The following is a 25,127-nucleotide window of genomic DNA, read 5'->3' on the forward strand; positions in this document are numbered from 1 at the left end:
TTTCCTTTATTATATTCCCTTTCTCCTCTTATGTATATATACCGTAAGGTTTTCATAGAGGCGATGCTATATCCTGCTTTACTGCGTTTCTGAACAAGACAAAAAAGCCTGCCACCGTTTATGACAGACCTGTTTGTTTTCTTTATATATATTAGATATCCATGTATTTCTGTGCAGCAGTCACAATGGCCATCTTAAATACCTCTTCCGCATTACAACCGCGTGATAAGTCATTGATTGGTGCATTCAGACCCTGCAGAATTGGCCCAATCGCTTCATATCCCCCCAGACGGGATGCAATTTTATAACCGATGTTTCCGGCATCGATATTCGGGAAGATAAAGGTATTGATATTTCCGGCAACCTTGGAATCCGGTGCTTTCAATTTTGCGACTTCCGGAGCAACTGCACAGTCAAACTGTACTTCTCCTTCTACAGCGAAATCCAGCGGCATACGTTTTAAGCGGGTTGCTGCTTCATTTACCTTCGCAACACTGGCACCCTTTGCGGAACCCAGTGTAGAGTAAGACAGCAGTCCGACTCTTGGTTCAATACCGAACTGACGAACAGTATGTGCAGTCTGCAGTGTAATTTCCACCAGATCATCTGCACTCGGATCAATATTGATAGAGCAGTCACCCATAACCAAATTTTCCTCGCCATCCTTCATCAGGATAAAGCAGCTGGAAACGATGGAGTTTCCCGGTCTTGTTTTAATCAACTGTAAAGCAGGACGTACCGTATCTGCAGTAGAGTATGTAGCACCACCAAGCAGACCATCTGCACAGCCCAGCTTAACATACATGGTACCAAAAAAGTTTCTATGCAGACATGCTTCTCTTGCCTGCGCTTCATCCAGCTTACCTTTACGAAGCTCGATAACCTTTGTTACCATCATATCCATATTTTTATATTCGATTGGATCCAGTGTTTCGATGCCTTCAATATCCCATCCGTTTGCTGCAGCAGCCCCAGCTATTTCCGCACGATTTCCCAGCAGAACAGGTACAACGATATCTTCCTTATGCAGACGGATTGCTGCTTCCAGAATACGCGGGTCAGAGCCTTCTGTAAATACGATACGAGTTCCCTTTCCCTTGATTTTTTCAATTAAAGATTTGATCATAAAAAATCCTCACTTTCCTTGCCATATTTTATTATACACCGACACTTTGCATAAAAAAAGGAAATTTTCACAAATCAATGATTTCACAAGTGAAAAGCGTCACGTTTTACAGTTTTAAAATAGAATGGCAGTAAAAATGCTATCACAGCATGCTGAAATTGTAACTGCTTGTTATAGATTAAACTGTTACTATCCGTCGTTTTCCCTGATTTCGAATAGAAAGCATCCATTGCTTTATGGGCAGTGAATCGAAATAAATAATGCAGAAGCATTGGATTTTCTTCCTTGAATTCTCATTTATCTGCACTTTCTTTTTCCTTTACAGAGCAAGCTTTATCCGGAAGCTTTGTAATATGATATGTAAGTTTTTTTACACAGTACAGCATTTTTCACAAGCAGTCTCCTTTTCCATAGATAAATGTCGCTGTTTATGCAGCTGCACAAGCTGCGTTCATTATAGCGGAATGCCAGGAAAGCATAGATGGTACTGGATGTTTATCATTCTCCATGTTTACATGCAAAGAAGGATATACAATTACGGTTTTCCATCTGCCCGGTTTCCTTCTTATCGCTCCTCCGCTTTTTTTCTGTATCCCAGGGTATCGTAGCACATACTGTGAATTTCAGAAGGTTGTGTAAAAAACACTTGTAATTTCTTATTAGCTGCTCTATAATCTACCCATAAGCAGAGTAGGTCAGGAAGCGTTAAGTACCATCTGAACGGGGAGTTGTCAGACGGGCGAAAAGTTTATCTTGCGGTTTCCTGGTCGCATCCCGCTGTTGCATGAGAAAATTTTTCTATCTCTTTTCTATATGCAATATCGGAAAGGAGGTATTTTTTTATGAACTTTGCGAAAGAAATAACCGGATTACCCGGTTTGATCAAAACAAGCGCACAACAGCTGCGCAGGGTTCCTGCCCTTACCGGAACCGCTATGCTGACAGCACTGAATGTCGTTGTCGGTACGCTGTTCATCCCCATCACACCAACCTTACGTATTGGTTTTTCCAGTATTCCTGCTGCTGTTTGCGGCATGATGTACGGGCCGGTATGTACCGGATTTGCCGGTGTGATCGCAGACACGCTGAAATATATCCTTCGGCCTGACGGCCCTTACTTCCCAGGGTTTGCCATCAATGAATTTTTAACCGGAATGATATACGGCTGCTTCTTCTACCAGAAAAAAATTACCCTGCCAAGAGTAATTATCGCCAGAGCCTGTATCACGATTTTCATCAATCTGATGCTAACCTCTCTCTGGCTAAACATGATGTATCAGAGTCCGCTGTTCACCATGATACGGCTCATAAAAAACGTCGTAATGTTCCCTGTAGATGTAGCACTGCTGTATGCGGCATTAAAGGGTGCGGAAAGAATACGCAAGACAGTCTGATAAGACAAAGCAGATGCATATATGAACCTGTAGAATGAGCTGAATTGAAAAAGGAGACCTTACGATCTATTGAATAAGACGAGAATATATTAGGGATACAAATGAAAAGCATCCCTTCCATATCGTCTCTCATGCAATCGTCAGGCTCCTTTTTTATATACAGGCAGAACAAACGGGCAAGCAGAAAAACACAGGTTCCTTTTCTAAATAGGTGATGAGATTAAACTTTTCTATAGAATCTCCCCGTTTTTAAATCATCATGGTTATCAGATAATAGAAAATTGGGCCCAGCATTGCTGGCAGCAGATTGGCTGTTTTCAAATGCAGAATCCCCAGCAAATCCAAGGATAATCCAAAAATCAACAGGGAGCCGATAGCAGATATCTCATTGATTACATAGGGTGTAAGCAACGGCTGCAGAACACCCGCTAAAAGAAAGATCCCTGTTTCATACAAAAATACAAAGGGGCCTGACAGCATGACGCTGGGTCCGTAAATTGCCCCGTAAATCAAAGAGCTGCAGGTATCCAGAATAATTTTAAAGGATAGAATAGAGGCGTCGTTTTTCAATCCGATATCCAGAGGGCCTACAATAGCCATAGAACCGATGCACTGAATCATAAATACGGTGATAAAGCCCTTCACAAAGTTTTCATCCGCATGCTGAAAGCGGGATTTTAACAGCACCGCAAGCCGGTTAAATTTTCCATCAAGATCAACACCTGTACCGATGATTGCGCCAATAACACAGCTAAGAATCATTAAGACCGTATTTTTTGTCGCAATAGCTCCCTGTATTCCGACAACGGCAATGCATAGATTTGCAATTATCAATATAGCATTTACCTGTTCCTTACTCATGAATTTCTTGCAATATCTGCTGAAAAAACCGCCGGCTACAATACCAGCCATATTCAGAAAAATATACAGCATACCAACACTCCCTTCTTTTTATCCAATAACACTTATTTCAAATAGTTTAATACTGTCTGTACCTCAGTTTTTACACCATTTATCATAGCAGCCTCCTGAATTTTGAATTTTGGATTATGATTCGCAAAGCCGCAGCCTTCTTCTGCAGTTCCACCGCCAAGCTGTACAAAGCATACCGGTGCAATCTGACGATAATTTGAAAAGTCCTCGCTGGCACTCGTCAAGGGAGCTTCATATACCATTTCTTTACCGAGTACCTGTGCGGCGCTATCCATTACCAGTTGGGAAACCTTGGCATCATTAAGGACAGCCGCATAGGAAAATTGATAATCGAGATCGTAGCTTGCTCCATAGGCAGCACAGGTATGCTGAATAACAGCCTTTACACGGCTTGCGATGCTCTGTCTGGTATCCTCATGAATCGTTCGGATAGACGCACTCATATATGCCTTATCCGGAATGATATTGGGAGCTTCCCCTGCCTTGAATTCACCGACAGTTAGGACAGCCAGCTCACCCGGCGTCACCATACGGGAAACAATGGTTTGTAGTTGCGTGATAATCTGTGTCCCGATAATGATAGGATCGATACCGTTTTGCGGCATGGAGCCATGACTTCCCTTTCCCTGAATATGCAGGAAAAAGCCGTCAGCTGCTGTAGTTGCAGGGCCGCTGGGATGCACATGAATACTTCCACAGGGAAGATTCGGTATGATATGCAGACCGACAACCGCATCCACATCATCAATCAAACCGCTATCTACGATTGCCTGGGATCCTCCAGGGTTTAGCTCCTCTGCATGCTGGAAGATGAGCTTAACGCTGCCATGCAGGGAATCCTTCAGCTCATACAGTACCTTGGCAGTTGCCAGCAGCATAGCGGTATGTGTATCATGTCCGCAAGTGTGGGCAACATTGTTAACGTCCGATGAGAAGGAAAGCCCACTTTCCTCCTGCATTGGTAAGGCATCCATATCCGCACGCAGCAGTATGGTTTTTCCTTCCTGTGCTCCGTGTATGATTGCCAGTACACTGGTTTGCGCAGGATGCTGAATTTCTATATCTCCAAAGGATCGAAGTGTTTTTTCCACAAAGGCACTCGTCTTGTATTCATTGAAGGAAAGCTCCGGATGCTGATGAATATGCCGCCTCCATGCTATCATATCCGCTGTTGGAATATGTTCAAACCATTCATTCATAATCATGACCTCCTATATTGTGTGCACTCTGTGCTTCCAGTTTATGCTTTCGCATGATTCATCTGCTTTCGCAGCTGCTGATTCTTTTCGGTTTCCTTTACCTGCCCCGGCTTTTTCACCAGCAATGCCAAGCCACCGGATATCACCATACAGACCGCTAAAACGATAAAGGAAATCGTATAGCTTCCAGACCTTGCAAATGTACTGACAAGCTGTGGAGAAACGATTCCTCCAACAAAGGCACCAATATTTAATACAGCAAATGCTGATCCTATAATATTTCTCGGTATTAGTTGATAAGGCACTGCCAGTAAACCGGAAAACGCCAGCATCATTGCAAAGTCACCAACATACAGTGCCGCAATCGCAAGCTGATATAGAGGCGCTGTTATGAAAATAACCAGACAGACAGCAGTTAAAACTGATGCCCAAAAGATAAAGGTAAGCTCTTTATTTTTAAAGTATTTCGTCAGGATGATACCGCTGGAAGCCATAGCAATCGTCATAATGACATAGAAGCCTACCATCACACTACTCAGCATGGCAGGATTTTCGATATTAAAATTGACATGAAATACATTTGGGAGCCAGAACATCATTGCGACACCAACCAGATTACTGAACAACACAGCCCCTGCCAGCAACAGGGTATTTCTGTTTTTCCAGGCATCGAAAAACCCGATTTTCTCTTTTTTCTCTATCGTCTTTGTCTGTTCCAGCGGCTCTTCTTTTTTATGCTCCTTCAAAAAGATAACTGCGAGTAATAAGGCTGCCAAATAGCCAAATCCCAGAAACCAGTAAGCATGATGCCAGTTGGTATGAATAATACTTTCTCCTACCGTACTGGCCAGAATACCGCCAATTCCGGCAGTGGCTACTACAAAGGATTGTATCCTTGCACACTGATCTGCTTCAAAGCTGTCGCTGATGATTTTTGGAGAACCATTCGTATATCCTGCCTGACCAAAGCCAACCATAAAACGCAAGAGCAGAATGGCAAACAGAGAGCTTACAGTACCAAACAGGAAAGAAAATACCATGAGCACTGCCAGTGAAATCACAACAAATTTTTTATATCCAAATCTGTCCACCAGCCAGCCTCCCGGTATGGTTACCAGAATGAAGCTGACATAAAAGACGGATGATAAATTTCCCATCTGTGCTTTTGTAAAGCCATAAGTACTGATCAGTTTATCTGCAGTAAATCCGATCATGCTCTTATCAAGATTTGCAAAAATTCCAATTAGGAAAATCACGCCAAACACGATCCATTGTTTTTTTGTTAAGTTCATAACATCCTCCTTATTGATTTCAAATAATTTTGACGGTTAATTCGTTGTTCTTTTCACCGCCGCGAAAGGTATTGCTTTATTCTGAATTTGATGGTCATTGCAATCATCATAGTCGTTTGCGTCTTTTCAATAATTCAGTTATATAACAGAGAAAGGCTTTTAACGTTGTATGCATACTCACATTTCCGCTGGAATATAGCTGTTATATCTGCCTGTCTTTTTTCAATGCTTTCGCATAATAACAAGCGCAAGTCTCTCTACCATTACAGTGGTACGACCGTTAACAGTCCATCCTCAATCTGAGTCATTGGATCCATAGCCATGTGTTTTCTTTGACTCTGACGCGAAAAGATTCCGTGTTCCTATCGTTAAGCCTGGCATTTCTATGTGTACATGGTGATATCGTGCTATCATTTCTCTTTGAAAAAATATAAGTCGCGGTATTTTTATACACAATATGAGAAAGATAATGCGTCTCTATAGGAAATAGGAAACGAAATCCAACCGCCCCTTAAAAGGACGGATGCTTATTCCTTCCTAAAAAATGGCTCTCTTACTGATACAATGCTCTACTAACGGTAAGTATCACCCGTTCATCAAATTCAGATATCCATGCTATTTCATGGAAATACGCCTCCTGTATTCCCTGTTTATTGGGAACACAGGTATGATAAACCTTCAATATAATGTAAAGTCAATGCATTTTATGATTTTTTAATATTCGTCTTTTTTTATCTTACCAGTTGTTAGACATCCGACAGTTATCATGTATACATGCGCAATATTTCTTCATGATGAATGCTGCCTATCCTTTTTCTAAAGCAGACGATTAGTTTTTAAAAACAAATGCAGGATTGGGTACAAAAAAAGCAGAAAGCCGGTTTAGGGTTCGTACTCACGTTCGCGGTAAAGTATAAATGATATAGTATAAATATAAATAAAAAATAGAAGGCATGCTCCTGTGCATTGGAGCTCTCCTTCTATTTTCTGTTTACAGATACAGCATATCCCTCTCATTCAGTAAGAGCCTGATTGCGACTTCTGCATCATTTTCATCATGTATTCAGTCGTTCATATGGAACCCAGACAAGATGGGATATATGATATTCCATATGCTGACCCCATCTGGCAAAGATTACCCTGGAGATGCTTTCCCCGCTGATTCTCAGCTTTTGCTTCTGCGCATATTCCATAAGCATACGGGAAACCTCAGCCATGTCCTGATGCGGTGTCGCCTCATAATAAAACACGATTGCCGGACAGCTCTTATAAAGCTTTACGATTTCGCTTTCCTGAATACCCAGAAATTCAGCAGTTTTCTGATCCAGACAAAAGCCAAAATCAAACGCATGTTCAAGATTCACCATGGTATCCAGCTGTGCCGAACCGGACATAAAAGGAAGATCAGCATATTTCAGCCATCGTACAAGCTCTTTTTGAACCTCCTCATCTGTTATCAGTTCATGGTTTTTTTGATAATTCAGACGGTACAAGGCTGGCCGTTTTCCCAGAAAGCAGCCCTGTTTGGCATTTTGAGCCTGCAGCATGCAGTTGATGGTTGTATGAATACTGTTTAGTTTGAGATTCAGGTGAAAAGCTTCATTCATTAAGTCCTGCTCTTTATTCTCGAGAGACAACTCCACTTCCAGCATATTGTCCTCTTCCATGATTTCACGAATTTCATGCAGCGTATATCCATATTTCTGATACTTTTGCAGATTTAGCAAATGATTGATCTGGATAATATCAAAATAGCGATAATTGGATTCTTCTTTATAGGGGCATATCAAACCTTTTTTCTCATAATTCCGTATTGTTTCAGCACTAATGCCCAGCATCTTTGCAATTTCTCCAATTTTATAGGTTTTCAAGCCGCATCCCTCCTGTAGTTCTTCTTTCATTATACCAGATTTCTAAGAAGAAGGGACGCTCACTCCAAGCTGATATTTTTCGCTGCCTGTATTTTTTCTTTTGAAATATGACAATAGCCGCCAGGATGCTTTTTCAGATATTCCTGATGATATTCTTCTGCGGCATAAAAATTCATCAAGGGCTTGACTTCTACAACAACTGGCTGTTCATAATGCTTAGCCAGTTCCTGCAGGGATGCTTCGATACACTGCCGATCAGAAGTATCCACATAGTAAATACCCGTGCGGTATTGTTCGCCGATATCATTTCCCTGCCGATGATAGCTTGTCGGATTAATACCGTTAAAATAAACGGATAGCAGAAAAGGCAGTGTCAAAACCGTATCGTCATATTGTATATGCAGTGTTTCAGCATAACCGCTGGTTCCACTGCAAACCATTTCATACGTTGGATTTTCCACATTTCCGTTTGCATAGCCTACCTCTGTCGCAATAACTCCCTGCAGCTGCTGAAAGTATGCCTGCATTCCCCAAAAGCAGCCTCCTGCTAAATAGATTTCTTTCATTTTCTTACCTCCATAGCTCTGCTTTTATTATACGGTAAAGAAGTGATTACTTCCAGAGTGTAACTCATTTACCATGATCTATGATAAAATAGCTGTTATAGAAGGAGGCATCTTCATGAATAATCTCTGGTCTGTTTATCATCAGGATATGCCTGATTTTTTGATTTCTTTCATAAAAGCAAAGGCTATGCAAAGGTTAAAGCATATAGGAATGAATTGTGGGTGTGAGTATACCAGCTTCCCATTTTATCATCAAATAGCCGGATATTCTCGTTACGATCATAGCATTGGCGTTGCGCTTATTATATGGCACTTCACAGAGGATATGGCACAAACAATCGCTGGACTACTTCACGACATTGCGACCCCTGTTTTTGCACATGTCATAGATTTTCTTAATAATGACCATCTTAATCAGGAATCTACAGAACATCTTACGGAAGCTGTAATTATAGAATCAAAAGAGCTGATGACTCTACTACAGAAATACAATATCAAATTAGAAGATGTGAAAGACTATCACGTTTATTCAATCGCGGATAACAATACCCCTCAGCTTTCCGCTGACAGATTGGAATACACGTTGGGAAATCTTTTAAACTATAATTTTTCAACAATAGATGAAATAAAAACTTTTTATCATGATATTTGTGTAGGCTATAATGAATATGGATTAAAAGAATTGTTATTTCAGACACCAGAAGTGTTAAAGCAGTTTTCCTATTCCATGTTAAAAACATCAAAATCTTATGTTTCCGATGAGGATCGCTTCTCTATGCAGCTACTGGCAGAAATATTACGTTATGCTTTATCCGAGCGGGTTCTTACGATTACCGATTTATATGCCGATGAACCATATGTTATTAAAAAACTTTGTGCTGATTCTTTATGTGCAAAAAAATGGGAACAATTTACTGCAACCTGTCAGATAAAAAGAAGCATTATTCATCCAGAGAAAGGAATTTGGTTTAAAGTCGATGCAAAAAAACGTTATATTGACGGTCTCTGCTCCTGTGGTGAAAGAGCATCAAAACTTTTCCCGGACTTCAACTGCTCCCTTGAAAAATTCTTACACACCGATTTCTCCTACTGGGTTGGTGTCCCCGAATAAATAAGAGACTTACTTTTAATATAGTCAGATTCAGCGAAACGCAAAGGATTTCAAATATAATATGAAATCTATTTCAAACATTATCAATATATTCGTATATAAACACATACTTCTAATTTGCTCACAGGATTAGGGATAACTTTCATTTTGTATTTGGATGCTAGTTTTTAGTTACAGGATTAGTCCTTCTCATATAAGACCTTGAAATGTAGCGTCTATCTTAAAGCTACATCACATTCATGCTTTCTCAAAAACTGATTCACGCTTTCCTTGCTGGGAATTGATGTCTGTCCGCCAAGTGTCTGTACGGATATCGCACTGGTGGCAGATGCAAGCAACAAAGCATCCTGTAATGTATATCCATGATGTATGCAATACGTAAATGCACCATGAAAGATATCTCCTGCTCCTGTTGTGTCCACCGCAGAAACAGGGAATGCTTCCATATGATGAATTCCTTTTGCATCCTCAAACAAAAGTCCCTGATCTCCCAACGTCACAACGATATTCCTGTGATTCAAGGTATGCAATGCTTTAAATGTTTGCTTCCAGCTATCCGGATTCTGAACAGTAATTTCTATATTACTGTATTGTCTTGCATAATCCTGTGAACAGACAAGATAGGTCACTTGCTGAGCGAGTACTTTGGTTTCTTCATGATAAGTACCGGCATCCATCACACTATCAATATCAGAAAACCTACGCAATGCTTCCATGGATGCCTGCAGCTCATGACCGTCCAGTAATAGAATATCAGCATCTTCCGGAAATTTAAAATTCAGCTTTCCCTGTACACCCGGGCAGTTGAATATTGTACGATACCCGTTCGAGGAGTTAGCGATAATGGCGCTAAGCGGAGTTGTGAAATGCTCATCCGTAATCAGATACCTTGTATCAACACCAGCTCTTTCTAACACCCTGCGTATCTCTGTACCATAAAAATCCCTGCCACATCGTGAAATCAGCGCAGTATCCGCTTTCCAAAGTGCACAAAGATACGCCGCGTTAGCTGCCGGAGCTCCTATGCAGGAAAACGGCTCCATAATTCTATATTTCTGATTTTCAATCAATGGCTCATGGATTGGAAATGTCAGATCATAGGCACACTGCCCTATACACACGATACTCATAAATACAACCTCCATATCCTTATTCACATATGTCTTAATGATATCATACTTGTAATACTTTACAAGAGAAGCTGCGTGAATGCTCATTCATAAATCTGAGATAAATTAAGAAATACAAATGTTTTTTCAGATTTTGGCATAAAAAATTACAGATTTTGCTGATGGTTTTCACAAAATTGTAGATAGCATCAAACGCTTGCCACATTCTTTAGTTAAGTAATGACGCTATATTTAGGAGCAAATACGATATGGTAGTTCAAATTCCATGTTACATGCTGTGCATCCATAGTGTATGTGATAATGTATGTACGCCTTACATACTAATTTCATTAACCTTCTTTTGATCTCCTTCGCAGTTACCAGACCACACTTTTATAGTATCAAAAGGAGTTCTATAATGATTCATTACTGGAATCTTGATATCTGAATTAAAAGCTGAATCCTGTAATATGTAGATTATCTCTGTATATACGTAAATTGTAAATGTGGAGACTTTCTCAAATATTCTGTCTGACTAACGAATTTGTTTTTCGCTCTTTCTTCAACGCACTAAAATTCTTAACATATATAAAAAAGTGGCTGCCTGATAATTTCACAATGAAATGCACAGGGCCGCTTGATTCAGCCGGTTTTATTGATATGATACAAGTATGTCCAGAAATGCGTTCCCGTACTTCTCATACTTCACTTCTCCCACACCACTGACCTTTAGTATTTCCTCCTTGGACTGCGGCAGCTTTGCACACATGTCGTGCAATGTCTTATCAGAAAATATCATGTACGGTGGAACATGGGCTTTCCTTGCCAGTTGAGAACGGCAAATCCGCAGAAGCTCAAACAGTTGGCTGTCCTTAGCCGCAGCTTGCGGTAGTGCAGTACGCGTCTGTTTTTCTTTAACAACCTTCATCATCAGCGGCTCCTTTTCCTCTAGGAGTTCCTCCTGATGAATTGTTAATACAGAATATCCATCCTCACTCTGCTTCAGAATCCCCTGAAACTGCAAATGCTGCAGCACCTCATAAAGATAACTGCGGGAGCTGTCCTTCAGCCTTCCATAGGATGGATTACGATCCAGATGATAGCTTTTAATTTTTGCATTGGCACTTCCTCTGACAATATCCACGATTATCGTTTTTCCAAAGCGTTCGCCGCTGTGACGGATACATTCCACAAGGCATACCGCATCCTGTGTAATATCGCGTTCCTCATACTGCGTCAAACAGTTGGAGCAATTTCCGCAATAGCCTTCACGTTCCTCACCAAAGTACTTCAACATATAATGCCGCAGACAGCCGGGAATCGTACAATAAAAGGTCATAGACTTTAACCGGTCCTTTTCCTTCTGCAGCAGCTCCATGCGCGTATCCTCATCCATATCCTCATGGCCACTCCCCTGCTCAATCAGAAACTGATTCAGGCGAACATCCTTACCACTGTAGAGAAGGATACAATCTGCAGCCTCACCATCCCGTCCGGCTCTGCCTGCCTCCTGATAATAGCTTTCCATATTCTTTGGCATATTGAAATGCACGACAAAGCGGACATTGGACTTGTCGATCCCCATCCCGAAGGCATTGGTAGCGACCATGATAGGCTTTCTGTCATAAATGAAATCATCCTGATTGCGCATACGTTCTTCATCACTCAATCCTGCATGATAGCGGGTAGCCGCAAATCCATCGCTGCACAGGCGCTCGCACACCTCCTCTACCGTTTTTCTCGAGAGGCAGTATACAATACCTGCATACTCAGTATTGTTTTTCACATACTGCAAAAGTGCCTGATATTTATCCTTCGGCTTCTCCACAGCGAAATACAGATTTTTGCGGTCAAAGCCTGTTGTAATCGTGTATGGCTCTTTCATGTCCAACAGCTGTAAAATATCTTCCTTTACCTGCGTTGTAGCTGTTGCGGTAAATGCCGAAATAATCGGGCGCTGCGGCATTTCCTGAAGAAATTCACGAATCTGAAGATAATGCGGCCGAAAATCCTGTCCCCACTGACTGACACAATGAGCCTCATCCACACAGACCATAGATATTTTCATTTCCTTTGCAAAGCTCAAAAACTCCTCACTCATCAGCCGTTCCGGTGCCACATAAATAATTTTATACGTATAGCCGCGGGCAAGCGAAAGCGCCTTACGGTATTGTGCATAGGATAAGGAGCTATTCAGATAGGCAGCTCGGATACCTGCCTGATTCAATGTTCCCACCTGATCCTTCATCAGGGAAATCAGAGGCGAAATGACCAGGGTAATCCCCTCCAGCATAACCGCGGGTACCTGATAGCAAATGGATTTCCCTGCACCTGTCGGCATAATTCCCAAAACATCACGATGCTTTAGGATATTGTCAATCAGCTCCTGCTGCCCCTCGCGAAAGCTTTCATACCCGAAATATTTCTTTAAAATCTCTGTCGCTTTCATACAGAGTACCCTTCCTTGATCAGATATTTACGTACATCACTAATAAAATACAGGGAGCCTGTAATGACAAGAGGTCTGTCGTTCTGCAATGCATAAGCAATCGCTCTTTCATAGCTCTCCATGATATGAACATGATCCCTTCCCCTGAGCAGACTCACATCCAGAGCGCGCTCATTCTGAAACGGTACCACCAGGATATCATCGCACACCGTTTCCAGCTCGCACAGCATATCCTCGAAATTTTTATCCTTTAATACAGAAAACAGTACCTGTACCTCCTTCATACGCTTCAGATTATCACACAGCGCATGAATTCCGTCCGCATTGTGTGCACCATCCAGTATAATCAAAGGATTCCTTGAAATCGTTTCAAAGCGTCCAATCCACACCGCCGCAGATAGTCCTGCTCTCAACTGTGCTTCCTCAAGCTGAATATAGCGGTGCTCCTGCAGATAGGTACATACCTCAATGGCTAATGCGGCATTGCGGCATTGATACCGGGCCTTTCCCGCCAAGGAAATGTCCTTCCTGTCTCCATAAGTAAAGGTTAATCCATCCTGTGTTTCCTGAATATCACTGATGCGCTGCAGCTGTATACAGGCGGCATGTGCAGCAGCTGTATGCTTCTGAAACACCTTTAGACAGCATGCTTTCTCCTCTGCAGTAATTAAATCGACGCCCTCTTTCACAATACCGGCCTTTTCACCGGCAATTTTCTCCAACGTATCACCGAGAAATTCCATATGATCCATACCGATATTGGTGATAACAGATACCAGTGGAATCAGGATATTGGTTGCGTCCAGTCTGCCGCCGAGCCCGGTTTCAAACACACAGAAATCCACAGCCTCCTCCAGATAATAGATAACTGCGATACACATGTCAATTTCAAACATACTGAGATCCCATTCCATCCAGCTGTCATAATACCGATTGGCAATATCCACAAAGGCATCCTCACGGATATCCTGATCATTTATACGGATACGATCCAGGTGAGTAATCATATACGGAGAGGTAAAGCTGCCCACCTTGTAGCCAGCAGTCTGTAAAATGCTGCGGATATCGTTGGTTGTGCTTCCTTTGCCGTTTGTTCCTGCAATATGTATACTTTTCAGTTGATTTTGCGGATTTCCCAAAGCTGCCATGTATTGCTTGAAGTGCTCCAGTCCATAGCCGCGGTTTTTTCTTTGTTCAATAATGCGAATGACGGCATCCGCCTGCTGAAATTTCATTCGCTCAGCCTCCAGTCAATCGGTGTTCTTCCCATTTCCTTTAAACAGGTATTGATCGTGGAAAACGGCTTGCTTCCGAAAAAGCCTCTGGATGCAGAAAGGGGGGAAGGGTGTGCAGACTGAATGATGCGGTGCTGTGCCCCTGTAATTAACCGTGCTTTTTTCTGTGCGTGATTTCCCCACAGTACAAACACGATTCCCTGTTCCTGTTCATTCAAAACAGAAATCACAGTATCTGTAAAGACTTCCCATCCTTTTTTATTATGAGAATACGCTTCCCCTTCCCGTACCGTCATAACCGTATTCATTAAGAACACACCCTGTCTAGCCCACTCCAGCAAACAGCCGTGAGACGGTGCATCCACGCCAAGATCATCCTTCAGCTCCCGGTAGATGTTTTTCAGACTGCGGGGAACGGGTACACCCTTTTTAACGGAAAAGCATAGCCCGTGTGCCTGCTGTGGCTGATGATACGGATCTTGCCCCAGTATAACGACCTTGACATCCTGTAACGGGCAGCTGGTAAAGCAGGTAAATACATCCTCTCTTGGAGGATAAATTGTTTTCTGTGCATATTCCTCATCCAGAAACTGCATGAGCTTTCGATAATATTCCTTTTGTTCTTCCTGCCGGAAAAGTTCTTCCCAGTTCTTCATGTTATCACTTCCTCAAACGGTATAATCATACCATAAATAAGGTTCAGGTAACAGTACAAGAGCGATGAACCTGTAGTATATAAATTCATAGGATAATGATTTACGGTCTTTCATGATGGTCAGTGTCGCAACCATAAATAAACCTTTACATTGCCAATTATGCGTCTACATGCTATGCTATGTATAGATAAAGGAGCGTGATTTACATGCGTAAATATGGAAAGCTCTTCTCACACATTATCATAATTTCCCTTCCCCTGTTGTTTCTTTACATCGTACGGTTAAATTTCTATTTCTTTGAAATTCCTGCATTTTCTGAACAGAGAGCGTTTCATATCCTGTACTGGCTGTTGTCGTATATCTTGTATTTCCTCTGCGTCATAGCGCTTTTGATCATAAGGGGCAGGGTTTCCAGCAGATGGGTGCTTGCAGGTATTCTTGAAATTCTTCTATTATCGCCCCTGTTCTGGTTTAACAACCGTATGTGGCATATGTTTTTTAGTCAGTTTAATTCAAATATTTTGATGGGTTTCACACTGATCATCCTATACATTTATCTGTTTCTTGACGCACATTTCAAGGAACGCCAACACAATTCATAGAAAATTGATCACAGGCTGAAATATTAAGCATCCAGGTATCCATGCACTGTGTGTTTCCTAAAGCTGCTGAAACATTCAGTTCTATAATTCAGTTTTGATGTTGTCTAACCTATAAAAATGAATTCCAAAGAAAAAGTGTCGGATATGCAGCGATGAGCTCATCCCTATATCTGGCACTTTATGTATTCTATATATCTGTTTTTTGATCAATATCACGAAGCTGATGCGAGTCACATTCCACGCTCAAAACTGTCTCTGTGTATTTTTTTAACAGCTGTTTTCCACCCTGTTCTCCCTGCAATTCAAGCAGCTCCCTGTAATATTTTCTGGGAAAGATAGCAGGATTTCGATAGCTGCCGTTACAGGAGGTACAGACGATATGCTCTCCATCGGAACACTTGAGCAGCTTTTGCAGAGTGGACAGCTTTAGATACGGCTGATCGGCCACACACAGCAGTGCCTGATCGCCTGTACTGTGTGCGATACCAAGACGAATGGAAGCAGCCTGTCCTTCATCGGCATACGGGTTTGCAATAACGACAGCACCATAGGCTATTGCCAGCTTCGCAATTTCATCATACTGTGTTATAACGATGAGTTTATCCTGCTTCAGACTGGCCAGCTTTTGCAGGGTATGCGCAATCAAGGGCATACCCTCAAGCTCATACAGCAGCTTATTGCCCTGAAATCTACGTGAATATCCCGATGCCATAAGAATCAGATCAGTCCTCATCCTTATTCAGCAACACCTTTTCCGCTGTGATTGGCAGGGTACGCACCTGTACACCGCTTGCATGCGCAACCGCCGAAGCAATCGCAGGCGCCGGGGTATTGATTACCACCTCACCGATGGATTTTGCCCCAAACGGCCCGTTATCCTCATAGCTGCTTTCAAAATCAACACGGATTTCACCGACATCCTGACGGGTCGGTATTTTATATTGCAGAAAGGAGCTGTTGCGCATTCTGCCCTTTGGTGAATAGGTGATATCCTCATATAACGCCATACCGATTCCCTGTGCAATACCACCTTCTGTCTGAATTCTAGCAAGATTTGGATTGATGATCGTTCCGCAATCAACGACTGCCACATAATCGACCATCGTAATCTCTCCGGTCAGCTTATCCACATCCACCTCTGCGATTCCTGCCATAAACGGTGGTGGAGATGTCGGGGAACAATGGGACGCACTGGCAATCAGACATTCTCCCCTTCCACCTGCAAAGCAGCGGTTCGCAAAGTCAGCAAGCATCATTTCTTTGCCATCCTCCAGGGCATAGATGCTCTCACCGTCAAAGGTGATATGCTCTGCATCTACCTCGAGAAGAACGGCTGCTTCCCGTATTATCTGCTTTCGCAGCTCCTCACAGGTTTTCACAACAGCCATACCGGTTACATAGGTTGTCGCAGAAGCATATGATCCGGTATCGTAAGGAGAAGCGTCTGTATCCACCGCCTGCGTAATGATTTTATCCACATCACAATCCAGACATTCTGCGGCCATCTGTGCAAGAATTGTATCACATCCGGTACCCATATCCGTCGCGCCGATAGATAATGTATAAAATCCGTCATCCTGCAGCTTAATAACAGTAGATGCGATATCCACATTCGCAATACCGCTTCCCTGCATGGATAATGCCACACCAAGACCGCGAACCTTATCGCCCATATCACGCCGCAGCCCTTTCTCTTTCCAGCCAATCATATCCATCGCTTTTTTCAGACAGCGATCCAATGCACAGCTGTTCAGATGCTCACCATAATACTGCATCATGATCTCATCCTCCTGCACCATATTTTTCAGGCGCAGCTCACAGGGATCCATGTGCAGCGCATCCGCAAGCTCATTCACCGCAGATTCGATTGCAAACTGACCCTGCGTTGCCCCATAGCCGCGGTAAGCGCCCGCCGTCATGGTATTGGTATAAACGACATCAGAAACAAAGCGGCTTGCCTTTACATGATTATAAATTGGTAAGGACTTATGACCGCTCAATCCGACCGTTGTAGAGCCATGCTCCCCATATGCTCCGGTATTGGAAAGGGTATGCAGATCGATTGCCAGGATTGTTCCATCCTTTGTGGCACCGATTTTCACATGCATGCGCATTTCATGGCGGGAATTGCTGGCCATGAAGGTCTCCTCTCTTGTATAGACGAGCTTACACGGCTTTCTCAGCTTCCATGTCACGAAAGCAGTAAAAATTTCTGTACAGCCGGTCTGCTTGGCACCAAAGCCGCCCCCGATGCGCGGTTTGATTACTTTAATCTGCGATTTGGGAAGCTCCAGAGCGTTGGCAACCATGCGGCGGATATGAAAGGGTACCTGTGTGGAGCTAACCACATTCAGACGCCCGTAGGTATCCATAAATGCATAGGAACGAAAGGTTTCCATCATCGCCTGCGCATTGGCCAGGGTATGGTAATCACGCTCCAGAATCACATCGCATTCTGAAAATGCCTCCTCCACATCACCAACGATGCTTTCATCGTGAGAATGCAGATTACGCAGCCGTTCATTTCCTATATCACACAGCAGCTTGTAATCATCCTCCTTATGAACGATCACCGGATGATCAAGCGCCTTTGTGAAATCCAGGACAGCATCGTATACCTCATAATCAACCTGAATCAGCTTTCTTGCTTTTTCTGTACAGGCTTCATCCCTGCCTACGATGATTGCGACCTCATCCCCCACATAACGCACAACCTCATCCAGTATTTTGCGGTCATAGGGGGAAGGCTCAGGATACGTCTGTCCAGCCAAGGTAAAGCGTGAGGCAGGAACATCCTTCCATGTATATACCGCTTCAATTCCGGGAACACGTTTTGCTTTACTCGTATCAATTGCGCGTATTCTTGCATGAGCATGGGGAGAGCGAAGCAGCTTGATCACAAGACAATCCGCAGGTGCAAGATCATCCGTATACACCGGCTGTCCGCTTAATAATGCATACGCATCCTTCTTTACAACGGAACGATTGATGTACTTCATACCGTATGCTCTCCTTTCTGCAGCCATGCTTCAATCGCACGCAGCTGTCCCATATAGCCGGTACAGCGACAGAGATTGCCTGCCAGCCAATGCTTGATTTCCTCCCTGTTCCAGCTTTTCTTTTCTTTTTTCATGGCTAATACCTGCATGATGAAGCCCGGGGAACAAAAGCCGCACTGCTCTGCGCCCTCCTTTGCCATGAAATCCGCAAACTCCTTTGCCTCCTGTTCCAGTCCCTCCAGCGTTGTTATGCGATGACCGTTGGCACGTCCAATTAAAACACTGCAAGAGAGCACAGGCTGTTCATCCATCCATACGGTACAAAGTCCGCAGTTTGTCGTCTCACAGCCGCATTTCACACTCTTATATCCGTGACTGCGTAAAAACTGCAGCAGTGTCAGCTCCGCAGAAGCCTCCTCCTGGATACGTTTATCGTTTACCGTGATTTCTATTTTCATACGTGTGTCTCCCCTTCCAGCTTTTTCAACAGACGCAGTGTCAGCGCATAAACGAGTGCACGACGATAGGATGCGCTTCCCCGCATATTATCTTCACATTCCACCTGTTCCTGCAGCTGCCTTGCGACTGCCTGCAGATCACTGCTCCATGTTCGATCATAACGGATGGCCCGCTTTGGCCGGGAACCAGCCACAATACGCAGCTCATCCCCCATTCTGGCAGCTGCCATATTCAATACCGGAAGATCCGTCGCACTCTTTCGCACACAGGCATAGGCGGTCTTAACCGGCTCCTTCTTTATATAGATATGCGTCAGGATATCCCGCTCATAAGGCATTGCGGCATAGTCCTGTAAGGATACGATTCCCTGCTTATACAGATGTACCTCGACCTGCAGACAAAGCAGTGCGCACAAAACATCGGAAAATCCAAAACGGGAATACAGTGAGCCTCCCAGAGTTGCCGTATTGCGAAGCTGCACGCCGACGATATCCTTACACGCATCCTGCAGCAGTGTTCCATATGCCTTACGCAGGCCCTCATGGGTTTCCAGTGATCGAAGGGATGTCATCGCTCCAATCAAAAACCCGTTTTCACCCTCCTGAATGGTATCCAGATGCAAATCACATAAATCGATCGCTACCGGAATGGTTCGCTCCTGCATACGCAGCCACAGCATTCCTCCCATGATCTGATTCATGCGGTTTTTCTGCAGCAGCTCCATTGCTTCATCAAGGCTTGCGGCCCTGTGGTATTGCAGAATGTTCAGCATAACAATTCTCCTTCCATATAAGTATTGGTTCACTTGTCGTTCCTGTTACCGTAAAGGTGTCTCCGTACAGGGCCTGATAATAACCGGCGCATTCCCTGGCCATTTCCACACGGCTCCCTGTCATGCGGGCATACAGCGTTCCCTGATGTAGCAGCAGAATTTCATCGGCATATTGCAATGCAAGATTGGGATCATGCATACTGATCAGCATACTTTTCCCCTGCTGCTTCAGCCTGGTGACCTCCTGCAGAAACTGATGCTGGCGGCGATAATCAAGATAGGTGCATGGCTCATCCATAACCATAACCTCCGCTTCCTGTAAAAAGGCTCTTGCGACATAGGTCATTTGCAGCTCTCCCCCGCTGATTTCCTGTAACAGCTTTCCTTTCAAATGCGACAGCCGCCATTCCTGTAACAGACTGTCCACACGTTCATACTGCTTTTTTGAAGGCAAGGCAAAGGGTGAGATGTGTCGTGCAAAGCCGCTGACAATACATTCCTCCACCACGAAATCCTCCACCGTTTCCTTAATCTGAGGCACATAGCTGAACAGGGCAGCCAGCTGCTTCTGCTTGAAGCTGCGAATATCTGTTTGCTCAGAAAGAATGCTTCCCTCATAGGGATAATATTGCAGCAGAGATCGTATCAGCGTCGTTTTTCCACTGCCGTTTTCCCCCAGCAGCATCACAATACGGCCGCTCTTTATAGCAAAGCTGATATCCTGCAAAATCACATTGTCCTGCAGCCTGACAGAAAGATGTTGTACACGAATCATACATGCAGCCTTCCCTTCATAAATAAAACAATCAATACCAGCGCCCCAAACAGGCTGGTCAGGATACTGATTGGAATTTCAATGGTCAAAAGAGTTCTTGCCAGCGTATCACATACAAGCAGAAAGATCGCTCCGCTGATTGCGGTAATTCCCATCGTTTGGGAAACAGGCTTCTTTACTGCAATGCGTATGATATGCGGAATCAGCAGGGATACCCAGCTGACAATTCCCGCTACACTGATAACACTGGATATCAGAAGTGTTGCCAGTAACAGAGACGTCCAGCGAATCACCTTCGTGTTGACACCAAGCGTACTCGCTTCCTCGCCAAACGCTAACAGCTGAATCTGCCAGCGTAACAGATACAGTCCGATCATTCCAAAGGAACATAATACAAGGGTGATAAGAACCGAAGGCCAGGAAGCATCGGAAAAGCCTCCCATCAGCCAGTATTCCATATTGGCCAGCTGTGTCGCAGGATCCGCATATAATTTCATCATCATCATGAGGGAAGTCGCAACCGCCTGCAGAATGAGTCCGGCAACCACCAGGTTTAAAATCCGATTCCCTCTGATACGGGATGCCATGAAAAAGGTCAGGATAACAAGCACCATTCCCATGAGAAAGGCACAAAGCTCCACAAACCACGCCTCCTGATAAACCAGAATGGCAAAGACTGCCCCCAGGGAACAGCCGCTGCTTGCCCCGATCACATCCCCGCTTGCCAGCGGATTTCGAAAAATTGTCTGATAGACAACACCGGATACAGCAAGTGCTGCTCCGCTGATGCATACGAGCAGAATTCTTGGCATTCGAAGATTCCAAACAAGGGAACGGGTGAGCGCATCACCGGAAAACAGCAGCGCCCTTCCGATATCGGAAAGACTGCTGCCGTATCTTCCCACACACAGAGAACACAAAACCAGCACTGCCAGCAGCAACACAAGCCAGAATCTGCGTTTCATATCAAAGTCCCAAATCGCTGTTTGTTACATCGATTTTATAAAAAGTCTTGTAAAAATCCTTAGCCTCCTGCTTCACAGTATCCATGGACAGATTATCCGGATACAGCGTTGCATATGCCCACAATGTTCCCAGACAGCTCGAAAGATTCGGTGTATCCCAAGTTTCCAGCGTACTTGGAAATTCATAGACCTGCTTATTTTTTACTGCGTCCAGGGAAGCCAGTGCAGCATCATCCAGTACATCACTGACCCTGGCACCGCCGTTTTCAAGGAAAATCACATCCGGATTCCTTTCCAGCAGCGTTTCCTTTCCTATCGTACTCCAGCCCTTACCGGCCTTAGACATAACATTTTCAGCCCTTGCTTGTTTCAACAGACCATTCTGGAACATATCCGTTCCTGCCCCCTCCAGCAGTGTACTTCCCGCCATATACACGCTTTTCGCAACACCGGTATCCGTAATATACTGTTCAAGCAACCCGTCACGATATGTAAAGTACTTCTCTGCTTCCTCATGCGCCCCCAATACGCTTGCGATCAGATTCACTGCTTCATCGTAATCGCTCTGTGTTTCCGGATTTAACAGAATCACCTTCATACCGGCATCTTCTAGCTTACCTGCATAGCTTTTCAAGCTGACTGGAAGAAAGGCTACATCCGCTTTTGTTTTGATAGCGGCCTCCACATTGAAGGATTTTTTATTTCCCATAGCCGGAAGTGAAACAACCTCAGGAGCAGCCTTCTTATAAATTTCCCGCTGACCCGCTTTCATCTCCACACCGACAAGTTTATCCTTCTGCCCCAGCCCAATCACGGTACTCGTTGCGATATAATATCCGCTGATTACCTTTTCAGCAGGCTTATCAAAGGTTACCTTTCTCCCTGCCTGATCCGTGACAGTAAAGCCTTCCTGCTTCTTTAATTCCTCATCCTTGCCCTTGTCACTGCATGCCAGTACCGAAACTGCCATCAGCAGGGACATGGCTGTCATTAAAAACTTTTTCATTTCTCAGCCTCCATTGCTGTGAGAATGTAATGCTTTACATCCTCATACGATTCCTTATCCAGATCAAGGACAGTTACATCCTCTCTGGCTGCTATTTCATGAATATATTGTATATCATATTTCTTTAAAACACCAAGTATGTTTGGAAATTTATCAATCACTTCCAGCAGTGTTTTCAGATAGTGTTCTTCATTTTGTTCCAGATGTCCGATTTCATCCAGAATCAGTATTCTGTTTTCATAGGCTTTAGCCTGTATCAAAAGCTCCTTACCAAAGGTATCAAATACCCCAGGTATCACTTCATTCCATGTCTCATGCTGGATGGAAAAGCGCTGATCGTTGTTTTCCATAGCATGAAGAGCATGCAGATAAAAGCCACTGCGTCTTGTTCCCTCATAAAAAGGGAGCGTCACAAAGCCGCAGACAGACTTATGACACTCCCGGATACATTCCTGAATACAGGTAGACTTTCCAATCTGCTTTTGTCCGGTCAGGAAAATCTTCATATTATTTCTTTTCGCTTTTTTTCTTCGGTAAAACCAGATTCAGCAACGTAGCTATTACAAAGGTCATGATGATACCGTTCTGTGCAAAGATGTTTCCTACCCAGGAGGGCAGCTGTGCAAGAACAGCCGGTACATTTCCAATACCGACACCCAGACCAATCGCAAGTGCGACAATTAAACCGTTACGCTCATCCAGCGGTTCTCTTGTCAGTGATTGAATACCGCTCACCAGAATCATCGCAAACATGATGACAGCAGCTCCACCCAGTACTGACTGCGGCATTACAGAGAATAATGCACTCAGCTTAGGACAGAAGCCGCATAAAATCAGAAAGACTGCCCCTGTCATAATGACAAAGCGGTTGACTACCTTAGTTACTGCGACTAGGCCGACATTCTGTGAAAAGGAGGTGTTTGGCAGGACGCCAAAGACTGCCCCCAGAATGGAACCAAGACCATCGGCCATAACGCCACCCTGCAGCTCCTTATCTGTTGCCTCGCGATCCAAGCCGCCGTTTGCCACACCGGATACATCACCGATGGTTTCCACCGTCGTCGCAATAAACATGATTCCCATTGCGATAATCGCCTGTCCATGGAATTCAAAGGCAACCGGCATAAAGGCAGGAAGCGCAAACCAGCTGGCAGAGGCTACCTGTGTGAAATCAACCATGCCCAGCATGATTGCCAGAATATAGCCTGCAACGATACCAATCAGAATAGAAGCGTTATTGATAGCTCCCTTAAACTGCTTCGCAACCAGAATCACGATAATGACAAAGGTTCCCACCAGCAGATGATTGGTACTTCCAAAATCCGCAGCACCGTTACCACCGCCAAAGTAGTTGATTCCAACTGGCAGCAAAGACAGCCCGATGGATATGATGACCAGACTTGTAACAACCGGAGGAAACAGCTTGCGCAGCGGCTTGATAAAATACCCGAGCACCATTTCAAAAATACCGCCGATAAGGCTTGCCCCCATCAGTGCGCCATATCCAAAGGCAGCACCGATTGCCTTCGCCGTACCGATAAAGCCGGAGCTTGTCCCCATAACGATCGGCAATCCGCTTCCGATTTTCCAAAACGGATACAGCTGAAACAAAGTCGCAATACCAGCCACAAACATAGCGTTCTGAATCAGTGTCATTTTCAGCACACCGCTCATTTCCAGCATCCCGCAGACGATAATCAGCGGCGATACATTTCCCAGAAACATTGCAAGGATATGCTGAATCCCAAGTGGCAGCGCCTTTTTCAGCGGTACCGTTCCATCCAGTTCATAGATGGAATCTTTCTTTTTTTCTTCCATAACTTTCTCCTTCAAATAAAAAAGCTCCCGTCAAACATGCGGGAACCAATCTTTTATCATGCAGATAATAAAATGATTAGTTCCGTAGTCCCAAAAGTATCGGTTTGGGGTAGAGACATTCGCACCATACCACGCGAATTATACGAAACGTAAAGATTTTACCATATATTGTATTATTTTTCTACACAAATAAACACTTTACCTGTCAGAACTGCTACGATTTGTTATTGTACATTGAGGATTAAGAAATCCATAAGGTATCTGATAGAGGGTACTCGTTACTTATGAGCTTACAGCCATACGATACTTTTGTCTTTTTGCCCTTGGCTAAGCTATTTTCTCCTATATAAATCGGTCAGCAGGTACTTGCGATTTACAAATAAGATGTAAGTAAAACAACCGGGCAACATACATCTTGCATACATTTTGAAGGTAAAAGAATGATAATGAAGGCAATTTTATCCCCTATGCTTGCCACATGTACATCGTCTTGTGTTTGTTGAATTGCAGCCACTCAACATGGAGTTCAGATAAAAGGGAATTGCTGTTCTATTTTTCTATCTATATAGCATCCCTATGACATAGATTCCTGTTTCATGCATGTATTTCTATCCTATGCAATCACAGTGTTGATAAAGTATATCAATGAAATTAAAAGAAACTTGCTAACGATCTTTTCCGACGATGAATGGTTAGAGGGTGCATAATCAATAGCTTTCTAAAGTGCCCCAATTCATACTATACCCGCATTTTCAATAACAAAAATATACTTCTGTTTATAAATTTTATA

General features: G+C 43.7%; 21 protein-coding genes and 1 riboswitch. Of the genes, 2 read left to right on the forward strand and 19 right to left on the reverse strand.

Features of this window, described 5'->3' with window-relative positions; genetic code table 11:
* Nucleotides 1-151: 151 nt before the first annotated feature.
* A complete protein-coding gene (gene pta / locus GKZ87_19045; GenBank protein QSI27439.1) occupies nucleotides 152-1,126 on the reverse strand; it encodes a phosphate acetyltransferase in 975 nt (324 codons plus the stop codon).
* A gap of 842 nt (nucleotides 1,127-1,968) precedes the next feature.
* Here pta and GKZ87_19050 point away from each other — a divergent pair.
* A complete protein-coding gene (locus GKZ87_19050; GenBank protein ID QSI27440.1) occupies nucleotides 1,969-2,520 on the forward strand; it encodes a folate family ECF transporter S component in 552 nt (183 codons plus the stop codon).
* Between the two features lie 249 nt (nucleotides 2,521-2,769).
* On the opposite strand, the gene GKZ87_19055 is transcribed toward GKZ87_19050, so the two are convergent.
* The 5 genes from GKZ87_19055 to msrA form a co-directional block, all read right to left on the reverse strand.
* Nucleotides 2,770-3,453: a DUF554 family protein gene (locus GKZ87_19055; protein QSI27441.1), complete on the reverse strand. Its 684-nt coding sequence runs from the start codon at nucleotides 3,451-3,453 to the stop codon at nucleotides 2,770-2,772.
* A 32-nt stretch (nucleotides 3,454-3,485) separates the two neighbouring features.
* Entirely contained in the window at nucleotides 3,486-4,658 is a 1,173-nt protein-coding gene (locus tag GKZ87_19060) for an amidohydrolase (GenBank protein QSI27442.1), read from the reverse strand.
* A gap of 35 nt (nucleotides 4,659-4,693) precedes the next feature.
* Nucleotides 4,694-5,917, reverse strand: coding sequence for an MFS transporter (locus GKZ87_19065; GenBank protein ID QSI28020.1), 1,224 nt, complete (start codon nucleotides 5,915-5,917; stop codon nucleotides 4,694-4,696).
* A gap of 1,082 nt (nucleotides 5,918-6,999) precedes the next feature.
* Nucleotides 7,000-7,845 carry a MerR family transcriptional regulator gene (locus GKZ87_19070; GenBank protein QSI27443.1) on the reverse strand — a complete coding sequence of 282 codons (846 nt, stop codon included), beginning with the start codon at nucleotides 7,843-7,845 and terminating at the stop codon, nucleotides 7,000-7,002.
* A gap of 29 nt (nucleotides 7,846-7,874) precedes the next feature.
* The gene (msrA, locus tag GKZ87_19075; protein ID QSI27444.1) at nucleotides 7,875-8,381 is read right to left on the reverse strand and encodes a peptide-methionine (S)-S-oxide reductase MsrA; all 507 of its coding nucleotides are present in this window, start codon (nucleotides 8,379-8,381) and stop codon (nucleotides 7,875-7,877) included.
* 73 nt (nucleotides 8,382-8,454) lie between these two features.
* On the opposite strand from msrA, the gene GKZ87_19080 reads away from it, so the two are divergent.
* Nucleotides 8,455-9,492, forward strand: a complete 1,038-nt coding sequence (locus tag GKZ87_19080) for an HD domain-containing protein (protein QSI27445.1) — start codon at nucleotides 8,455-8,457, stop codon at nucleotides 9,490-9,492.
* A gap of 215 nt (nucleotides 9,493-9,707) precedes the next feature.
* Here GKZ87_19080 and GKZ87_19085 read toward each other — a convergent pair whose 3' ends face one another.
* The 13 genes from GKZ87_19085 to GKZ87_19145 form a co-directional block, all read right to left on the reverse strand.
* The gene (locus tag GKZ87_19085; protein ID QSI28021.1) at nucleotides 9,708-10,622 is read right to left on the reverse strand and encodes a carbohydrate kinase; all 915 of its coding nucleotides are present in this window, start codon (nucleotides 10,620-10,622) and stop codon (nucleotides 9,708-9,710) included.
* A 631-nt stretch (nucleotides 10,623-11,253) separates the two neighbouring features.
* Nucleotides 11,254-13,050, reverse strand: coding sequence for a DNA helicase RecQ (recQ, locus tag GKZ87_19090; GenBank protein ID QSI27446.1), 1,797 nt, complete (start codon nucleotides 13,048-13,050; stop codon nucleotides 11,254-11,256).
* On the reverse strand, nucleotides 13,047-14,285 hold the full coding sequence (locus GKZ87_19095; protein QSI27447.1) for a bifunctional folylpolyglutamate synthase/dihydrofolate synthase: 1,239 nt from the start codon (nucleotides 14,283-14,285) through the stop codon (nucleotides 13,047-13,049). The genes recQ and GKZ87_19095 overlap by 4 nt, the downstream gene beginning before the upstream one ends.
* On the reverse strand, nucleotides 14,282-14,941 hold the full coding sequence (locus tag GKZ87_19100; GenBank protein ID QSI27448.1) for a uracil-DNA glycosylase: 660 nt from the start codon (nucleotides 14,939-14,941) through the stop codon (nucleotides 14,282-14,284). Before GKZ87_19100 ends, GKZ87_19095 begins: the two co-directional genes overlap by 4 nt.
* Nucleotides 14,942-15,730: 789 nt before the next feature.
* Nucleotides 15,731-16,276: an NTP transferase domain-containing protein gene (locus tag GKZ87_19105; protein QSI27449.1), complete on the reverse strand. Its 546-nt coding sequence runs from the start codon at nucleotides 16,274-16,276 to the stop codon at nucleotides 15,731-15,733.
* A complete protein-coding gene (locus GKZ87_19110; protein ID QSI27450.1) occupies nucleotides 16,266-18,542 on the reverse strand; it encodes a molybdopterin-dependent oxidoreductase in 2,277 nt (758 codons plus the stop codon). The genes GKZ87_19105 and GKZ87_19110 overlap by 11 nt, the downstream gene beginning before the upstream one ends.
* On the reverse strand, nucleotides 18,539-19,000 hold the full coding sequence (locus tag GKZ87_19115) for a 2Fe-2S iron-sulfur cluster binding domain-containing protein (GenBank protein QSI27451.1): 462 nt from the start codon (nucleotides 18,998-19,000) through the stop codon (nucleotides 18,539-18,541). Before GKZ87_19115 ends, GKZ87_19110 begins: the two co-directional genes overlap by 4 nt.
* On the reverse strand, nucleotides 18,997-19,773 hold the full coding sequence (locus tag GKZ87_19120; GenBank protein QSI27452.1) for a 4-hydroxybenzoyl-CoA reductase: 777 nt from the start codon (nucleotides 19,771-19,773) through the stop codon (nucleotides 18,997-18,999). The genes GKZ87_19115 and GKZ87_19120 overlap by 4 nt, the downstream gene beginning before the upstream one ends.
* Complete coding sequence (locus GKZ87_19125) at nucleotides 19,733-20,548, reverse strand: ATP-binding cassette domain-containing protein (GenBank protein QSI27453.1); 816 nt, start codon at nucleotides 20,546-20,548, stop codon at nucleotides 19,733-19,735. Before GKZ87_19125 ends, GKZ87_19120 begins: the two co-directional genes overlap by 41 nt.
* Nucleotides 20,545-21,513: an iron chelate uptake ABC transporter family permease subunit gene (locus GKZ87_19130; GenBank protein ID QSI27454.1), complete on the reverse strand. Its 969-nt coding sequence runs from the start codon at nucleotides 21,511-21,513 to the stop codon at nucleotides 20,545-20,547. The genes GKZ87_19125 and GKZ87_19130 overlap by 4 nt, the downstream gene beginning before the upstream one ends.
* A 1-nt stretch (nucleotide 21,514) precedes the next feature.
* Nucleotides 21,515-22,519, reverse strand: a complete 1,005-nt coding sequence (locus GKZ87_19135; GenBank protein QSI27455.1) for an ABC transporter substrate-binding protein — start codon at nucleotides 22,517-22,519, stop codon at nucleotides 21,515-21,517.
* Nucleotides 22,516-23,025, reverse strand: coding sequence for a hypothetical protein (locus GKZ87_19140; GenBank protein QSI27456.1), 510 nt, complete (start codon nucleotides 23,023-23,025; stop codon nucleotides 22,516-22,518). The genes GKZ87_19135 and GKZ87_19140 overlap by 4 nt, the downstream gene beginning before the upstream one ends.
* A gap of 1 nt (nucleotide 23,026) precedes the next feature.
* Complete coding sequence (locus GKZ87_19145; protein ID QSI27457.1) at nucleotides 23,027-24,337, reverse strand: purine permease; 1,311 nt, start codon at nucleotides 24,335-24,337, stop codon at nucleotides 23,027-23,029.
* 65 nt (nucleotides 24,338-24,402) lie between these two features.
* A riboswitch (purine riboswitch) is annotated at nucleotides 24,403-24,503 on the reverse strand.
* Nucleotides 24,504-25,127: the final 624 nt, after the last annotated feature.

It is taken from the genome of Erysipelotrichaceae bacterium 66202529, from assembly GCA_017161075.1.
GTDB lineage: Bacteria > Bacillota_I > Bacilli_A > Erysipelotrichales > Erysipelotrichaceae > Clostridium_AQ.

Bases quoted from the DNA above. Each gene is read 5' to 3' on its own strand.
- pta (QSI27439.1), bottom strand. From the start codon at position 1,126: ATGATCAAATCTTTAATTGAAAAAATCAAGGGAAAGGGAACTCGTATC.
- GKZ87_19050 (QSI27440.1), top strand. From the start codon at position 1,969: ATGAACTTTGCGAAAGAAATAACCGGATTACCCGGTTTGATCAAAACA.
- GKZ87_19055 (QSI27441.1), bottom strand. From the start codon at position 3,453: ATGCTGTATATTTTTCTGAATATGGCTGGTATTGTAGCCGGCGGTTTT.
- GKZ87_19060 (QSI27442.1), bottom strand. From the start codon at position 4,658: ATGATTATGAATGAATGGTTTGAACATATTCCAACAGCGGATATGATA.
- GKZ87_19070 (QSI27443.1), bottom strand. From the start codon at position 7,845: ATGAAAGAAGAACTACAGGAGGGATGCGGCTTGAAAACCTATAAAATT.
- msrA (QSI27444.1), bottom strand. From the start codon at position 8,381: ATGAAAGAAATCTATTTAGCAGGAGGCTGCTTTTGGGGAATGCAGGCA.
- GKZ87_19080 (QSI27445.1), top strand. From the start codon at position 8,455: ATGATCTATGATAAAATAGCTGTTATAGAAGGAGGCATCTTCATGAAT.
- GKZ87_19085 (QSI28021.1), bottom strand. From the start codon at position 10,622: ATGAGTATCGTGTGTATAGGGCAGTGTGCCTATGATCTGACATTTCCA.
- recQ (QSI27446.1), bottom strand. From the start codon at position 13,050: ATGAAAGCGACAGAGATTTTAAAGAAATATTTCGGGTATGAAAGCTTT.
- GKZ87_19095 (QSI27447.1), bottom strand. From the start codon at position 14,285: ATGAAATTTCAGCAGGCGGATGCCGTCATTCGCATTATTGAACAAAGA.
- GKZ87_19100 (QSI27448.1), bottom strand. From the start codon at position 14,941: ATGAAGAACTGGGAAGAACTTTTCCGGCAGGAAGAACAAAAGGAATAT.
- GKZ87_19105 (QSI27449.1), bottom strand. From the start codon at position 16,276: ATGAGGACTGATCTGATTCTTATGGCATCGGGATATTCACGTAGATTT.
- GKZ87_19110 (QSI27450.1), bottom strand. From the start codon at position 18,542: ATGAAGTACATCAATCGTTCCGTTGTAAAGAAGGATGCGTATGCATTA.
- GKZ87_19115 (QSI27451.1), bottom strand. From the start codon at position 19,000: ATGAAAATAGAAATCACGGTAAACGATAAACGTATCCAGGAGGAGGCT.
- GKZ87_19120 (QSI27452.1), bottom strand. From the start codon at position 19,773: ATGCTGAACATTCTGCAATACCACAGGGCCGCAAGCCTTGATGAAGCA.
- GKZ87_19125 (QSI27453.1), bottom strand. From the start codon at position 20,548: ATGATTCGTGTACAACATCTTTCTGTCAGGCTGCAGGACAATGTGATT.
- GKZ87_19130 (QSI27454.1), bottom strand. From the start codon at position 21,513: ATGAAACGCAGATTCTGGCTTGTGTTGCTGCTGGCAGTGCTGGTTTTG.
- GKZ87_19135 (QSI27455.1), bottom strand. From the start codon at position 22,519: ATGAAAAAGTTTTTAATGACAGCCATGTCCCTGCTGATGGCAGTTTCG.
- GKZ87_19140 (QSI27456.1), bottom strand. From the start codon at position 23,025: ATGAAGATTTTCCTGACCGGACAAAAGCAGATTGGAAAGTCTACCTGT.
- GKZ87_19145 (QSI27457.1), bottom strand. From the start codon at position 24,337: ATGGAAGAAAAAAAGAAAGATTCCATCTATGAACTGGATGGAACGGTA.